Source organism: uncultured Polaribacter sp. (assembly GCF_947495205.1).
GTDB lineage: Bacteria > Bacteroidota > Bacteroidia > Flavobacteriales > Flavobacteriaceae > Polaribacter.
The window spans coordinates 96,469-111,834 of the sequence record NZ_CANLXV010000007.1 but is presented as its reverse complement, the minus strand read 5'-3'; the positions used below and the strand labels follow the sequence as shown (position 1 = coordinate 111,834).

The window sequence follows — 15,366 nt, the reverse complement described above, 5'->3', positions numbered from 1 at the left end:
GTTTTTAAATTTTGAAATTTACGATACCACAGTCTAATTCGAAAATTTGACCTGAAATTGATTTCGCTTTATCGGAAATTAAGAAAGTAGCTAAATCTGAAACTTCTTCTGGTTTTAAATATTTTTTAAGTGGATGACGTTCTGTGATATTCTCTATCATACGTTCATTTCTTAATAATTTAGAAGCTAAATCTGTATCTGTAACAGTTGGTGCAATTGCGTTTACACGTATTGTTGGTGCTAATTCTGCACCTAAAGACTTTGTAATACCTTCTACACCAGATTTTGCTGCAGCTACACTTGCGTGAAATGGCATACCTAATTTGGTTGCAACAGTACTAAACAATAAAATGGAAGGATTGTTACCGTTTTTGAGTTTTGTAAGAAAGTGTTGAATAACTTTAACAGCACCAATTACGTTTATTTCAAAATCATTTCTAAAATCTTCTAGTTTTAATCTAGAAATTGGTTTTAAGTTGATGCTACCTGGGCAATAAATTAAAGTGTCTATCGCATCTATTTCTGGTAATTCATCATTTATAACATCACAAGAAATGTGTGTTAAGTTCGTATGAGAAAGTGAAGGCTCAGACCTACTAATGTTTATAATTTTGTTGTTTTCTACTAAAGAATTTACAATTGCTTGTCCTATTCCTTTACTTCCTCCTACGATTACTATATTTTTCATGTGCTTTTAAGGTCTTCCTTTCAAGCGCTTTTCAATTTTCTGTTTAACAGCTGTTAAGCGCTTCATTTGATCCATAATTTCTGGATCTTTTTCTTGTTTATATACTTCGTTTAACTCTAAAATAAGTGCTTTTACTTCTCTAGATGCTAAAATTCTATCACTTGTGGTTTTAAATGAAAATTTTCTATTTTCAAATTCAACAGCTCTTTCTAATAAATTCATTCTAATTACTTGTCTAATTTTATAATTTTTCCAATATAGATATAAAAGTTAAACTAGCAATAAAAAACTGAATTATTTATGCTTTAAGCTGTTAGTGGTTTTCCTTTTAAACGTTTTTCTATACGTTGTTTTATTGCGGTTAACCTTTTCATAATATCCATAAGTTTTGCATCTTTAGTTTTCTTATAGATTTCGTTTAAACTTAAAATTAACTCTTTTGCTTCTCTAGCGGCTAAAATACGGTCGCTAGTTGTTGGAAACCTCATTTTTCTAGTCTCAAACTCTTGTGCTCTTTTAATTAGTTCCATAATTAGTATTTTAAAGTGTTTTGTAATTCTGCAATTTTCTCTTGTGTATTAAATTTTCCTCCAAAATAAGATGTTACTGTAGCAGAAGTTTCATCTTTTATACCTCTAGAGGATACACATAAATGTTTAGCGTCTATAATTACAGCTACATCTTCTGTGTTTAATATTGCTTTTAATTCTTCTGCAATTTGGTTGGTTAATCTTTCTTGAACCTGTGGCCTTTTGGCATAATATTGTACAATTCTATTCAATTTAGATAAGCCAATTACTTTACCAGAAGAAATGTACGCAACATGTGCTTTACCAATAATTGGCACAAAATGATGTTCGCAATTGGAGTAAAACGTAATATTTTTTTCTACCAACATTTGGTTGTACTGGTACTTGTTATCAAACAATGCAACTTTTGGTTTGTTTTTAGGGTTTAGACCAGAAAAGATTTCATCAATATACATTTTAGCAACTCTTTTAGGTGTGCCTTTTAGTGAATCATCTGTTAAATCTAAGCCCATTACATTCATGATTTCAGAGAATAAACCAGCTATTTTTTCTTTCTTTTCATCATCAGAAATTTCAAAAGCGTCTGGTTTCATTGGGGTTTCTATGCCAGTAAACAAATGGTCATCTCCAACCTCATCGTGAGAAAAGCCACTTAATTTACTTTCTATTTGTTTTTCTTTTAATACTACGTCTGTAATCATTTTTTGTCTTTTTAATGTGCTGTTTTCAGGTACCCAAAACCTGAATCAAAGCACGGTTTTTATCTTTTTGCTATAGAGTTATTTGATATTGTTTTTTGTCTAGAACATTTAAATCTTCCTTTTTCAAACGTTCTTAGTTTTTCATGTTTTGTTTTTCTTCCTTGTACTCTTTTTCTCCACATTTTGAAGCTTTTTGGCTTCATTTCTTTTCTCATAAGGTTTATAACCTCTTGTTCTTTTAAACCAAATTGAAACTGTATTGCCTCAAAAGTTGTTCTGTCTTCCCAAGCCATTTCTATTATTCTATCAATAGATATGCCATTTAATTGTTTTGTTTTAGTGGAACTCAAATTGTTTGTCGTATTCAATTTTAATATCTATTAATTTCTCTATAAACTTTTTATTCTCTTGCAGTAATTTGTTGTTTTTAAAGCGTACAAAATTACCTTGTGCATGTATGCTAAAACCATCTGTTTTGTAAGTGTGAAGTTGGTAGTAAGGTATAGCCCAACTAAAGTTTTGCAAACCTTTAGTAATGTGCAATAAAATACCTTTATCTCTTAACTCTATATTACCGTAGTTGGCATCAGAAACCGTGTTCATAAATTTCATAAAACCAGGACTAACAGCACTTATTATCATTCGTTTAGAACCTGTGCCACCTAGCTTTATAGCTTTAAAGAAGGAATAAGAAGCACCCAACATTTCTGTTATAGTTGCTTCTGCGTCTTTGTTTTTATTTGTAGTATTAAATATCATTACTCAAATATACAAAAAATACATTTTGTTTAATGATTACGATATTAAGTTAAACAACAATTAACAAATAATTATCATTTTATAATCAATCGTTTAAATCGCTATTCATCAACCGATTTCTATCAGAAAGTGTGTGTTTAAAAAGAATTCTTTTACTTTCATTAAAAACATCTGGATCATTTTTCATTTTCCAAAGAATGTCACTTGCTTTTTTACGAGCTATTTTAATGTCTACAATTGGTTTTGGATAATTTACACCCAACTCAAAATTATTAAATTGTTGGTCTAAGGGAGTCATTAAGTAAGGTTCATGAATAAAAGCAGTTGGTAAATGTGCTAATTCTGGACACCATTTTTTTATAAAAGTAGCATCTGCATCATGAGCTAAGCTATTTTTTATAGGATTGTAAATACGCACTAAATTTATACCAGTTTCTCCTGCGTTCATTTGCAATTGAGGAAAATGAATACCAGGTTCAAAATCTAAAAATAGTTTTGATAAATGTTGAGAGGAAGCTTGCCAAGGCTGCCATAAAATATGCGTAAAAAAGGATACCAACATGGCGCGCATTCTAAAATTTAAATAACCAGTTTCTGCCAAACAACGCATACTTGCATCAATTAAAGGGTAACCTGTTTGGCCATCTTTCCAAGCTTTTTGATATTCTTCAGAAATACTTTTTTTCAATTTTTGAAAACCTTTATTAATACTTGCGTTTTCCATGGTATGTTCCATTTCAAATTTCTGAATAAAATGCGCTTGCCATCGCAAACGAGATACAAAAGCACCCAAATGCTTTTTATTTTGTTCGGTTTTACAAGCGTGTGCTTTTTGAAATATTTGACGAATGGACACATTACCCCAAGCAATATAAGGAGACAATCTGCTACAACTTTCTCTTGCCAATGCTGGTTTAGAAATGTGAGACATGTATTTTTTATGCCTTTCATCAAAAAAAGAATTCGCATATCTCCAAGCCAATTTAGCGCCTCCTTTTTGAAAAGGTGTTTCTTTATCTGTTTCTAAATTAACGGTAATAAAGTAATTTTCTAGTTTATTTATTTCTGCTATAGAAACTAGTTTTTCTGCGTGTAGTTGTGTTTTAAATTGTGGTGCACACATGTAATCTTCCCACTTATCAAACCAATCTGTTCTATTTAGTAAACCTCTTAAAACACCATTATTGTTGTTCTCTGTCCAATTTATAGAGTTGTTTCTGCAATATCTAGCAAATTCCTTATCTCTATTGAAAGTAATTAATAAACCCGTTTCTTGATGCGAAAAAACTGTATGTACTTTATATTGGTTTAGTAATTGATTAAAGGCAGATACTACTTCTGTCTGTACGCACAATACTTTACTGTTGTAATTTTTTAAATCTGTATTTAAATCTTGTAAAGATTGTTTTATAAAATCCCAATGTCTTTTGTCATAATGTGGGTCTTTTAATAAAGAGTTTTCAAAAACATAAATAAAAAGTATGCGCTTGCCAGTTTTAAAAGCATTGTAAATTGCCTCATTATCTTGTAAACGTAAATCGCGTTTTAGCCAAACAACATGTATTTCTTCTTTTTTAGTAGGCATCTAGATTTTCTAATATGTGATTTGCTTTTTCTTTTATTTTACTTCTATCTTCTGCAGACATTTTGTTTAAAACGCTATACATCATTCTCATTCTAAAATTAGAACTTAGTTTTTCTTGTTTATCGTCTAAAAAGTTCCAGTAAAGTGAGTTAAACGGGCAAGCATCATCTTCAAACTTTTTAGTTTTTTTATAATGACAATTATCGCAATAATTTCCCATTTTACTAATGTAACTTCCGCTAGAAACATACGGTTTTGTAGCAATTTTACCACCATCTGCAAACTGGCTCATACCTCTTGTATTAGGTAACTGCACCCATTCTATAGCATCTGCATAAATGCCCAAGTACCAAGCATCTATTTCATCTGGATTTACTTGTGCTAAAAGTGCAAAATTACCAGTTACCATTAACCTTTGAATGTGATGCGCATAACCGTTGTCTAAAGAATTATTTACTGCATTTTTAAGACAATTCATTTTGGTTTTACCTGTCCAAAAAAAGTCTGGTAATTGATTTTTATTTTCTAAGAAGTTGCTCTTTTTGTAATCTGGCATTAACATCCAATACATGCCACGCATATACTCTCGCCAACCTAAAATTTGCCTTATAAAACCTTCTACTTGAGAAATATCTATTTCATCTTTTCTTTCTCTATACGTTGCTAGTGTTTTGTTGATGATTTCTTTTGGAGCAATCATTTTTGTATTCATTGCAAAAGAAATTCTACTGTGAAATAAGTAGATTTTATCGGTATGCATGGCATCTTGATAATCGCCAAAATGCACCAATAAATGTTCGCAGAAATAATTGAGTTGCTCTAAAGCTTGTGCTCTAGAAATGGGATATTCAAAATATTTCGCATTTATTTTTCCTATGGATTTGATATCGGCTTTTTCAATAGCATTTAATATCTCAGTAACATCATTATCAAAATTAATTTCTGGCGGAATCAAAACATCGCCTTTCCATTTTTTTCTATTGCTAGCATCATAATTCCATTTGCCACCTTCTGGTTGTTGATCTACCATTAAAATTTGATGTTTTTTACGCATATTACGATAAAAATTTTCCATCAAAAATTGTTTTTTTCCTTTGAAGAAAGTGGCTAATTCTTCTTTTTCAGTATAAAAATGTTCAGTAGAAAATTGTGCTACTTCAATTGATAAGTTTTTAGAAAAATCTTTTAATTGTTGGTCTAAACGATGTTCATCTGGCGCTAAATATTCAAATTTTTCGATTCCGTTTTCTTCAATTAAAAGCTGAATGTTTTTGATTAGGTTTTGTGTATTTCTGTCATCATCTATATTAAAATATACAACCTTATGATTTTCTTTTTGAAGTGCAGCTGCAAAATTTCGCATTGCAGCAAAAAAGCCTACAATTTTTTGAATATGATGCGTAACATAATCTGTTTCTTGGCGCATTTCAAACAAACAATATAAAATATTGCTGTTTTGTTCTGCAAACCAAGAGTGTTTGCTATTGAGTTGATCTCCTAAAACTAATCGTAATGTTTTCATTTTAAAACAATGTTTTTTCTAGCCACATTTTTCTAAATTTATGATTTGCATCATAACGTTCTGCTTGCATTTTTGTATTGAATTTTCGGTCTCTAGGATCATTACCAACACCAGCAACATACATCCAATTTCCATAATTACTATGTACATCATAATCTATTAATTGCGACTCAAAATAAGCGGCACCAATTCTCCAATCTAATAACAGTTCTTTTGCCAAATAAGAGGCTACGTTTTGTCTTCCTCTATTGCTCATCCAACCTGTTTTTTGTAATTCTATCATATTGGCATTTACAAAATCGTCTTTTGTTTCACCATTTATCCATTTATTAATGTCTTTTTGATAGTAATTCCACTGATAATCTTTATCTAAAATACCGCCAATTTTAAATATTTTATTGTTGTATTTTAAAGAAATATATTTGAAATAATCTCTCCAAATCAATTCAAAAATTACCCAATATGTAGATTGATTTGCTTTGTGTTTTGCTTCATATTCTTTTATTTTCCAATAAATGGTTTTTGCAGAAATACTGCCATTTGCCAACCAAGCAGAAAATTTTGTGCTGTAATCTGTACCTATTAAACCATTTCTTGTTTTTTTGTAAAAACCTACTTTTTTAGTTTCAAAAAAATAGTTTTCTAAACGTTTTAAAGCTTCATTTTCTCCACCTTTAAAAGGAAAAGCGGTTTTTGCTGGAACTTCAAAATCTGTGAAACCTAAATCTTGTAAGGTTGGTACTTTAGTTTGGTTTTCAATAATGTTTTCTTCATGCACAGCAGTAACATTTATGGCTGCTTCTATAGAAACCGTTTTTTCTAATTTCTTTCGAAATACAGTAAACACGTTTGGTATGTTTTCAAAATCTTTAGAAACTAGCTTAGGATGATACAAAAACTGATCATAATCTTCAATAAAACCAACTGTTTTAGGTAGTTTATCAGCTATTAATTTATTGGTTTCAACTTCGTCTCTAGTCCATTCTTTTTGGGTATAAATTGTGTTTACATTGTATTGCTTTACAATTTCAGTTATTTTATGCGCTGGATTTTCAAAAAAAGTGAGTAGTGTTATGTTTAAATCCGCTAAATTTTTTTGCAATTCTTCAATTGTTTCAATTAGAAATTTTGCTCTAAATTTTGCGGTTTTTTGAAAGCCAAATTTGTCTGTTGCCAATTGCTTTGGGTCAAAACAATAAATGGCAATAATCTTTGTATTTTCAATTACTGCTTTTTTTAAAGAAATATTATCGTTTACTCGCAAATTATTGCGAAACCAAACTAACCCTGTTTTTTCTTGTTGCTGCTGCATTTTTTACTACAATATTTTACGTTTTCCCAATTTTTCTCCCATTTTTTTCTCCACGTGAAAGGTCTTTCGCAAACCACACATATTTTTTGAGGTAGGTGTTGTTTTTTCATCTTTACAACAAAATTGTTTTTGTTATTTGTTGATGTTATTAATCATACCATTAAATACAAACCAATGAAATGGCATTACAGCATACCAATACAATCTGCCAGCTAAACCATGTGGTCTAAAAGTTGCGGTTTGGTATAATTGGTTGCCTTCTATTTTAAATTCTAGCCATGCTTCACCAGGTAAAATCATTTCTGCATAGAGTAGGAGTTTACCTTTTTCTTTATCTGCATAAATTACACGCCAAAAGTCTAAAGCGTCGCCTGCATTTAGTTCTGTTGGGTGTCTTCTACCTCTTCTTAAACCTGCACCACCAAAAAACTGATCTAAAAAACCACGAATTTTCCAAAGAAAAGTGCCATAATACCAACCAGTTTCTCCGCCAATTGCCCAAATTCTATTTAGTGCGTTTTCTTTGTTTTTTACTGTTCTTTTTTTAAAATCTTTGAAACAACCAAATTCTGGAACATTTATAAATTCATGAACGTAATTTTTTAGTTTTCCACTACTTATGTAAGAGTCTTTCCAACTAGAGATAATACTATTTTGCTCAATTTTTTTAAATGCAAATTCCACAGCTTTTTTATAAGTCATGGGATTTACTTTTAATATTTTATTAATATCACTTTTTTGTCCAATAACCTCAACACCCATAGAGTTTACCAAAGAGCTTGCTAACTTGTAAGAAGTAGAGGTAACAAAGTATAGCCAGTAAGAAGATAATTTGGGCGTCATTACAGGCACTGTTAAAATATATCTTTTTAGCTTTCTAACTGCAGCAAATTGATACAGCATTTCTTTGTAAGTAAGCACTTCTGGACCAAACACATCAAAAGATTTGTTGTATAATTCTTTTTTACCAATAGCGCTATGTAAAAAAGCTAAAACATCTCTTATACCTAAAGGTTGTGTTTTTGTATTTAGCCATTTTGGGGCAATCATAAAAGGCAGTTTTTCTACAATATCTCTTATAATTTCAAAAGAAGAACTACCAGAACCAACTATGATGCCTGCTTTAAAAGTGGTAAGTGCATATTTTTGAGATGCTAACGTTTTTTCTACATTTTTACGAGACAATAAATGTTTTGATAATTTGGTGTCGTTAGTTATTCCACTTAAATAAATAACTTGTTTTATTTGAGAATCTTCTGCAAATCGTTTAAAATTAAAAGCACATTTTTCTTCTAAAACATGAAATTCTTTTGCAGAATTAGACATGGAATGTATTAAGTAATACGCTATATCTAAATTCTTTGGTATGTTTTTTAAGGAATCTGCATTTAAAAAATCAGCTTCTACCAACTCAATATTTGCGCTATCTTTAAAATAATTTTTTGCCCTAGCTTTATCACGAACAGCACAAACTACGGTATGTCCATCATTTAGTAACAGCGGTATTAATCGCTTGCCAATATAACCAGTTGCACCTGTTACTAAAATTCTCATACACTTTTTTACATTTTTTTAGGTCTTTGGTAAGACAGTTGTTGTTTAAATTTAGGAATGGCATAAGTATCTAAACCATTAATAGTGGCAATATTTCCTTCAGCAAGATTAATTAAACCATCTTCTTTTAAAATTTTGTCATCTACATATAGTTCTTCAATTTGCGCTACAATTAACCAAACATTGTTAGAAGCAACATGAATTTCTTCTACAAACTTCATTGCCATTTGTACGGGCGCACCTTTAACAAAAGGAGCTTTAAAATTGCCTTTATATTCTTCTTCTAAATTGGTAACTTTAAATTCAGAAATATGTTCTGGGTAAGAAGCAGAAGTGTGGTGTGCGTCTTCAATAACATCTTCCCAAATATGATTTATTGTAAAAACTCCAGTTTCTTTTAGGTTTTTATGCGTATTTCTAGGCACAGTTGTAGGTCTTAAAATAAAGCCTAAAGTTGGTGGTTTAGAGCCCAAATGTGTTACAGAGCTAAAAACAGCAACATTGGTATTGCCTTCTTTAGAAATGGAACCTAATAAATTTGCAGATTTAAAACCAGAGCAGCTATTGATTAGATTTATTTTATAATATTTTTCTAATTCGTCGATATCTTTTCGGTTGAAAAATGCCATTTATAAAGAATTAAAATTATTAATTTTTACATCTTTTGCTTTTAAATCATGCATTAAATTGTACAAACCAAAGAAAGTTCGGTTTATGTAAATAAAATGTTTAGATCCTCTATTTCCATTCATACTCTTCAACTCCGTACTTTTTGCATATTTCTGACCTAAATCAGAGATTTTGCCAAAAAATTCTTCACTAGAAAAATCGAAAACCTCATTATTAAAAGGTTGTGTAAATAAACTTAATAATTCATGAAAAATAGCTCTAAAAAAGTCCAATTCTTCTTTAGAATCATCTTCTCTTAAGATTTCTAATTCGTATAATTTTTTCTCAAAAAATACGGGGTCTTTTAAGTTTTCTGAGTTTGCTAACTCAAAATAAGGTACATAAAATTCTTCAGGAATTGTTTTCATACAACCAAAATCGATAACAATTAACTCGTTATCTGGAGAAATCATAAAATTTCCTGGATGAGGATCTGCATGTACTTTTTTTAGTTTATGAATTTGAAACATATAAAAGTCCCAAAGTGCTTGTCCTAATTTGTTTCTAGTTTCTTGATCTAAGGTTTCAAATTCAGATAAATGTACGCCATTCATCCAATCCATGGTTATAATTCTTTCTGAAGAATATTCTGGGTAATAATTAGGGAAACTTAAGTTAGGAATATGTTTGCAAGCTTGCACAATTGCCTGACTTTGTTCTACTTCTAAAATATAATTGGTTTCTTCTGCTAACTTGTTTTCTACTTCTTTAAAATATTTGTCAGAATCTTTACCTCTAATATTAAACATTTTAATGGCAATTGGTTTCACTAAAGATAAATCTGATGCAATGCTATCTGCAACACCAGGATATTGAATTTTTACTGCCAATTTTTGGCCATCTTTTTCAGCTTTATGCACTTGCCCAATACTTGCTGCATTTACAGAAACCAAATCGAATTTATCATAAATTTCATTTGGGTTTTTGCCAAAATAATTTTTAAAAGTTTTACTTACCAAAGCAGGAGATAATGGTGGTACAGAAAACTGTGATAACGAAAACTTTTCTACATAAGCTGCTGGTAAAATGTTTTTTTCCATACTTAACATTTGCGCAACTTTTAAAGCACTTCCTTTCAATTGCTTTAAGCCATCGTAAATATCTTCAGCATTATTTTCATTCAATCTTGCTTTTGCTTCATCTTCTGTTTTGGTAATTTTATCACCATAATATTTAAGGTAATTAACGCCAATTTTAGCTCCTGTAGTTACCAGTTTGGTAGCACGTTGCATTTTAGATGTTGGTATAGAGTCTATGGTTTTCATATGGTTATCAGGAAAAATTATTAATTAAAGTTTACTTTTTCTTTTAAAATAAACTTCCCAAAATCTATAATTGATTTTAATGGTTTAATGTCCATTAAATCAAAACGTGCATTAATGGATTTTTCTATAAAAATGTCTGTTTTTTCAAATGATGCAGAGGTGTCATCTAACCAAAATTTCATTGTTATTAATAAATGCAACCAAGAAGATTCTTCTATGCCTTTATCTTGAATTTTTTCTAAACGTTCTTCTTTTAAATCTATTTTTTCTATGCCAATATTTTTAACATAGGTTTTAAAATCTTTACCAAGGTGTTTTAAATTCTTTAACTTTTTAAGGTCTTTACCTTTTAATGCGTAAACTACATAACTTCTATTTGCAGTTAACATTTCAAAGAAAGTAAAATAGAAACTTAACAACTTATTTCTGGCATCATAATCAGGATATTCTTCACTTTTAGCCAAAACTTTAATGGTATTGTTAAAAAATTCAGAGAAAATAGATTCTTCTATTGCTTCAAAAGAGCCATAAGATTTATAAAAATCGCTTTCTTCAAAATTGTTTTCTTTCGCAAAACTGAAGACCGATTTAGGTTGATGATTGTTTTCTAGTACAAACTCCATGTACCAAGAAATTAGATTGTCTTTCGTAATGTTTTTCTTGCGTGCCATAATAAATAAAATTTTACGTAAAGATACGAATGTTTAACAAAGTTAACGTTTCATTAAACAATAATCTTTTGTTAAAAGCTAGTAGTTTTTATTGCGTAAAAAATCTGAGTCAAAAAATATTTGATAGTGCAATAATTACCTATTTTTGTGTAAACATTTCATCTATAAATATTTAAAAATGAATTCTAAATTTTTACTTTTTACCATTGTGTTTTATTGTTTGTTTAGTGCTTGTAATTCAAGTAAAAAAGAGAATAAAAAGCTTTTAGATGATCAATTAATTACTTTTAAAGAAAAAATTAAGAGTCCAAAAGATATGATTTGGGTAGCCTCTAAAACTTTTTTAATGGGAGCAAAAGAGGGAGATAATTTAGCAATGCCAAGAGAAAAACCAGCGCATAATGTTTATGTAGATGGTTTTTATATTGATACGCATGAAGTTACTAATGCACAATTTAAAGCATTTGTAGCTGCTACAAACTATGTTACCACTGCAGAAAGACCAATAAATTGGGACGAAATAAAAAAGGATTTACCACTCAATACACCAAAACCAGATGCGTCTGTTTTACAACCTGGAAGTTTAATTTTTAATAAAAAAGCAACAGGAGTTGTATCTATGGCGAATTACCAGCAATGGTGGATTTGGAAGGTTGGCGCCAACTGGAAACAACCTGCAGGACCTGGCAGTTCTATAGAAGGGAAAGATAATTTCCCAGTAGTTCATGTTGGTTTAGAAGATGCTTTAGCTTACTGCAAATGGGCAAATAGAAGATTGCCAACAGAGGCAGAGTGGGAATCTGCAGCCCAAGGAAATAATACGAATAATATTTTTGTTTGGGGTAATAATAAACAAGATTTAAATACAAATGCAAATACATGGCAAGGGCAGTTTCCTACAACAAATAATTCTGAAGATGGTTATGACTATATTTCTCCTGTAAAATCATATCCGTCAAATGAGATTGGTTTGTATGATATGGCAGGTAATGTTTGGGAGATAACTACAGATTTGTTTAACGTAAATTATTATAAAATGTTAAATATTAATGAAGTTTTAAAGAACCCAATAGGAGCAAAAACATCTTATTCACCTTCAAACCCATATCAATTAGAGCATGTTATAAAAGGCGGATCTTTTTTATGCCACGAGTCTTACTGTGCAAGTTTTAGAATTTCTGCAAGAATGGGTATGGAGCCAAGTTCTAGCTCAGATCATATTGGTTTTAGAACTGTAGTTACAAAAGAAATGCTATCAAAAACAAAATAGCATTAATTTATTTATAAATAAAAAACCTCATTTATTACTAAATGAGGTTTTTAACTTTTGCTTTATTCTAGCAATTTCATAAATTCAAAAACTATGTTACAAATTTAACCAAAACCGCTGTTTTAAATACCCGTATAAACACCTGTTTTTATCTTCTATTTCGTGTTCTTTCTATTTTAGAATTGGTGGTGTTTCTGTTTTTAGAAATCCTTTTGCTTTCTACTTTACGCGTTTCTCGTTTTATCTGGTTGCTATTTACAGATCTTGAATTGCGTATGGTTCTGTTAGAGTCAACAGTTGCTGGTTTTCTTACAGCATTACGTGTTTTATTTACAGCATTATTTCTTTTGAAATTGGTACTTCTATTTGGTGTTATATTTCTTCTAGAAGTAGTTGCATTGTTATTTACACTTCTTTTAGAATTGCTTACGGGTCTTCTGTAAGTATTATTGTTATTTCTAACAATTCTATTGCTACTGTTTTTGAAACTTGTTGGTTTTCTTCTTCTTATAATTTCACCTCTATTTCCTGCGGCACCTCTTTTATTAGCTTTGTAGTAAAAGTATCTATTATCTTCTCTAATTTGCGTGTAGTTTCTTCTAAAATTTGGTCTATAAAAGTAAGCATCATTAAAATTACAAATTCTACCTACGTTTACATTAATATTTACACCATTATAGTTGTAAAAGTTATTTCTAACATTTCCGTTAAAAAAAGGATTTCCCCAACCATCATAATTTACAAATAGATCGCCAACATTTGTTAGTCTGTTTCTAAAATAAGTCATGCGTACATTTCCAATTCTAGCTACATTTCCTCTGAAATCATAGCGAATAGAAATATTACCAATTCTATTAATTCTACCTCTATAATCTCTAAAAATTCTAGTATTATTGTGTGCAATTCTTATTCCGTTTCTAGAATAAAAAGAATTGTTTAAACGAGTGTCAAAATCAAAATCTCCGTTAGTAAAAACAAAAAATTCCACACCGTTTTCAACAAAGTTTACTGCATTTTCATACGCATAAATCCTGTTATTGTTGTTTGGTAAATAATTGCCATTTTTGGCTTCAACAGTAGAAACCATCATGAACATTGCTAATAATATAAGTATACCTTTTTTCATAATATATGGTTTTAAGGATTTTGTTTACTCTGTGTGCTTTTCAACTTCCGCATTTGTTATTGTAATTTCAAACAGCGTGCCAAAATTAAAAATAGTAGGTTTAAAAGTGGTGCTGGTGTTTTATTTGCCTAATTATTAGTGTGTTAATAAAATAAAAAAAAATATTTAAAAAACGAACAACTTTTAGTAAATTGTTGCAAATTTTAACGACTGATAGGTTTTACAAATACCATTATGATTGAAGCTATTGAAAAAAACTTAAGAAAAGGAACAAACTTATTAAATCAAATTTCAAATGAACAATATTCAGATTGTTCAGTAGCGCCTTATTACTCTAGTATAGGTTGTCATTTGCGTCATATGTTAGATGTGTTTTCTTGTATTTTTGAAGGTTTAGAAGACCATGAAATCTTTTTAAACAAACGCAATAGAGATAAATGTGCAGAAACAGAAATTAAGCTTGGTTTGCAATATATAGAGCGCATTATTGTACAGCTTAATTTATTAAAAAATAACGATTTAGATAAAAAAGTACAAGTTAAAGATGATATGGGTTTAGGCGTAGTAAATGCAAATTACACACTTGGTGCTATTTTAATGCAAGCAAATAGTCATGCCATACATCACTTTGCTAGTATAGGTTATATTATTTATCAATTGGGTATCGCACTTCCAGATGCTAGTTTTGGTTTTAATCCTACCACGCCCAAAAAGGTTAAAGTTTAGTGTTTTTTAAATAATATTTTTTATTTTTTTGATAAATGTACATTTCTTCGCAATTAGAAGGATATTCAAAATGATACGGTTGTTCTATTGCTAAGTCTTTAAGATTACTTTTAAAGATGCCTTCAAAATCTTTTTTTCCAGAAGAGGTATATCTAGAAATTTTAAACAGATTTTCATCTAGTTTTTCTTCAAGATGAAACCAAGCTCCACTACCAATTCCTCCAAGCCAAGTTGCTTTTTTAATATTAAATTTAGATAAATTTGGTTCTTCCGTACCAATTATATTTAGCTCGTCATTAAACTTATTAAAAAAAGAAGCTTTATATTCTTTTAAAATAGATCTGTTTTTGTAAAGCGTAACTTTTTGCTTATAAACGCTATAAATAATATTCGTAGAAGTACCTTTAATTACATTGCCAATAGGGCTAGGTGTAAGATAATTAGATTGTTTTAAGCTTTTTTTAATTTTTTTGTGGTTTGTACTCTTAATAATGGTATCTGTTACAAACCTTGCACAATTGCTACCATTTTTTAAAAAAGTGCCATAAGGTATTTCCTTACGTTTTATTATACTATTAATATATTTTTGAGCTTTTTTATAATCTATTTCATCATTAATGGTCGCAATCATTCTACCATCACCATGCGTTTTTTCCGGATGTTTTTCTAACCACAATAAAATTTCTTTAATGTTAGTTAATTGGTTGTTTTTAAAGGTAGCTTGCAACGTTATTTCTAATTCGGCATCGGTTTTTTTATTTCTTACGCGTCCATTGCCATAGGTAGTTATGTATCTACCAAAATCATAATAATTAATTTCGGGGCAATTTTTTTTCAATAATAATAAAGCTGCATGTCCCGCTTGCACTGCGTGTTTACTACCAATACCAATTTTAGGCCAAAAACTACTTAAAGTTTCCCAATAAGCAGGTCTTACAACAGTATCAGGATAAGAAAGCACTATAATTATTCCGTCTGAATTTTGCAT

General features: G+C 29.9%; 18 protein-coding genes. 2 read left to right on the top strand and 16 right to left on the bottom strand.

Features of this window, described 5'->3' with window-relative positions:
• Nucleotides 1–4 precede the first annotated feature (4 nt).
• The 14 genes from Q0762_RS08550 to Q0762_RS08485 all read right to left on the bottom strand — a co-directional run bounded on the left by Q0762_RS08550 (nt 5) and on the right by Q0762_RS08485 (nt 11,256).
• Entirely contained in the window at nt 5–688 is a 684-nt protein-coding gene (locus tag Q0762_RS08550) for an SDR family oxidoreductase (protein WP_298765996.1), read from the bottom strand.
• Between the two features lie 6 nt (nt 689–694).
• Entirely contained in the window at nt 695–910 is a 216-nt protein-coding gene (locus Q0762_RS08545) for a hypothetical protein (protein ID WP_215995832.1), read from the bottom strand.
• A gap of 83 nt (nt 911–993) precedes the next feature.
• Nucleotides 994–1,218: a hypothetical protein gene (locus tag Q0762_RS08540; RefSeq protein WP_298765990.1), complete on the bottom strand. Its 225-nt coding sequence runs from the start codon at nt 1,216–1,218 to the stop codon at nt 994–996.
• Between the two features lie 2 nt (nt 1,219–1,220).
• Nucleotides 1,221–1,919 (bottom strand): GTP cyclohydrolase I FolE, encoded by a 699-nt coding sequence (gene folE / locus Q0762_RS08535; RefSeq protein ID WP_298765987.1) that lies wholly within the window; start codon nt 1,917–1,919, stop codon nt 1,221–1,223.
• 59 nt (nt 1,920–1,978) lie between these two features.
• Nucleotides 1,979–2,269, bottom strand: a complete 291-nt coding sequence (locus Q0762_RS08530) for a TIGR03643 family protein (protein ID WP_298765985.1) — start codon at nt 2,267–2,269, stop codon at nt 1,979–1,981.
• Nucleotides 2,256–2,678, bottom strand: a complete 423-nt coding sequence (locus Q0762_RS08525; RefSeq protein WP_298765984.1) for a hypothetical protein — start codon at nt 2,676–2,678, stop codon at nt 2,256–2,258. The genes Q0762_RS08530 and Q0762_RS08525 overlap by 14 nt, the downstream gene beginning before the upstream one ends.
• 85 nt (nt 2,679–2,763) lie before the next feature.
• Complete coding sequence (locus Q0762_RS08520; RefSeq protein ID WP_298765982.1) at nt 2,764–4,263, bottom strand: cryptochrome/deoxyribodipyrimidine photo-lyase family protein; 1,500 nt, start codon at nt 4,261–4,263, stop codon at nt 2,764–2,766.
• Nucleotides 4,253–5,785 (bottom strand): cryptochrome/photolyase family protein, encoded by a 1,533-nt coding sequence (locus tag Q0762_RS08515; protein ID WP_298765980.1) that lies wholly within the window; start codon nt 5,783–5,785, stop codon nt 4,253–4,255. Before Q0762_RS08515 ends, Q0762_RS08520 begins: the two co-directional genes overlap by 11 nt.
• 1 nt (nt 5,786) lies before the next feature.
• Nucleotides 5,787–7,097 carry a DASH family cryptochrome gene (locus Q0762_RS08510; protein WP_298765978.1) on the bottom strand — a complete coding sequence of 437 codons (1,311 nt, stop codon included), beginning with the start codon at nt 7,095–7,097 and terminating at the stop codon, nt 5,787–5,789.
• Complete coding sequence (locus Q0762_RS08505) at nt 7,067–7,207, bottom strand: DUF2256 domain-containing protein (protein WP_298765976.1); 141 nt, start codon at nt 7,205–7,207, stop codon at nt 7,067–7,069. Before Q0762_RS08505 ends, Q0762_RS08510 begins: the two co-directional genes overlap by 31 nt.
• 22 nt (nt 7,208–7,229) lie before the next feature.
• Nucleotides 7,230–8,651, bottom strand: coding sequence for an SDR family oxidoreductase (locus Q0762_RS08500; RefSeq protein ID WP_298765974.1), 1,422 nt, complete (start codon nt 8,649–8,651; stop codon nt 7,230–7,232).
• A gap of 8 nt (nt 8,652–8,659) precedes the next feature.
• Nucleotides 8,660–9,280, bottom strand: coding sequence for a flavin reductase family protein (locus Q0762_RS08495; protein WP_298765973.1), 621 nt, complete (start codon nt 9,278–9,280; stop codon nt 8,660–8,662).
• Complete coding sequence (locus Q0762_RS08490) at nt 9,281–10,585, bottom strand: AarF/ABC1/UbiB kinase family protein (RefSeq protein WP_298765971.1); 1,305 nt, start codon at nt 10,583–10,585, stop codon at nt 9,281–9,283.
• 20 nt (nt 10,586–10,605) lie between these two features.
• On the bottom strand, nt 10,606–11,256 hold the full coding sequence (locus Q0762_RS08485; protein ID WP_298765970.1) for a TetR family transcriptional regulator C-terminal domain-containing protein: 651 nt from the start codon (nt 11,254–11,256) through the stop codon (nt 10,606–10,608).
• A gap of 178 nt (nt 11,257–11,434) precedes the next feature.
• Between Q0762_RS08485 and Q0762_RS08480 the strand changes: the two genes are divergently transcribed.
• Nucleotides 11,435–12,526: a formylglycine-generating enzyme family protein gene (locus tag Q0762_RS08480; RefSeq protein ID WP_298765968.1), complete on the top strand. Its 1,092-nt coding sequence runs from the start codon at nt 11,435–11,437 to the stop codon at nt 12,524–12,526.
• A gap of 148 nt (nt 12,527–12,674) precedes the next feature.
• Here Q0762_RS08480 and Q0762_RS08475 read toward each other — a convergent pair whose 3' ends face one another.
• The gene (locus Q0762_RS08475) at nt 12,675–13,652 is read right to left on the bottom strand and encodes a hypothetical protein (protein WP_298765966.1); all 978 of its coding nucleotides are present in this window, start codon (nt 13,650–13,652) and stop codon (nt 12,675–12,677) included.
• Between the two features lie 234 nt (nt 13,653–13,886).
• Here Q0762_RS08475 and Q0762_RS08470 point away from each other — a divergent pair, with 234 nt between their 5' ends.
• Nucleotides 13,887–14,378: a DinB family protein gene (locus tag Q0762_RS08470; protein ID WP_298765964.1), complete on the top strand. Its 492-nt coding sequence runs from the start codon at nt 13,887–13,889 to the stop codon at nt 14,376–14,378.
• On the opposite strand, the gene Q0762_RS08465 is transcribed toward Q0762_RS08470, so the two are convergent.
• Nucleotides 14,368–15,366, bottom strand: coding sequence for a DUF6695 family protein (locus Q0762_RS08465; RefSeq protein WP_298765963.1), 999 nt, complete (start codon nt 15,364–15,366; stop codon nt 14,368–14,370). The two genes, Q0762_RS08470 and Q0762_RS08465, sit on opposite strands and share 11 nt — an antisense overlap.